The sequence below is a fragment of the Corynebacterium sp. HMSC072D12 genome (assembly GCF_001813925.1).
Taxonomy (GTDB): Bacteria; Actinomycetota; Actinomycetes; order Mycobacteriales; family Mycobacteriaceae; genus Corynebacterium; species Corynebacterium aurimucosum.
Window position 1 is genome coordinate 1 of the sequence record NZ_KV814422.1, and the last position, 454, is coordinate 454.

1 pseudogene is annotated in these 454 nt (G+C 55.5%); it reads left to right on the top strand.

The features are described from left to right. Nucleotides 1-454, top strand: a pseudogene (locus HMPREF2943_RS12045) (HNH endonuclease); the annotation flags it as partial.

The following is a 454-nucleotide window of genomic DNA, read 5'->3' on the forward strand; positions in this document are numbered from 1 at the left end:
ACAACGCCACAGCCTCGGCACCCTCACACTCATCGAGTCTTATACATCCAAAGTCAAAAAGACCCTGGATGCTTGGAACTTAAGAATCAAACTCGCTGCCACACCCGCACACCGCATCCCACATGTTGCCGCCCAACGCCTGAAAGAACTGCGTGCTAAAAGAACCGCCAAACCAGGCGTACGCATCACCTACCGGGAACAAGGCCCCAACACGCTCTCCATCACCGATGACGCCACCACGATTGCCAACATGCGCGCAGTCTTAGAATCCACCAACACCACCGACCTCCTTCAAGCCGCCAACGACATCTTCTTCAACCAAGCAAGCGGTACAAAGCCGGCCGTGCGCACCCAAGTCATCGTCACATTAAATGAGTTGGACCAGATCATCAACGGCGAGGGTGATGAGATCGAGCTCAACCTGACTAACGGCGGGCGCATGACAGGCGCAGAG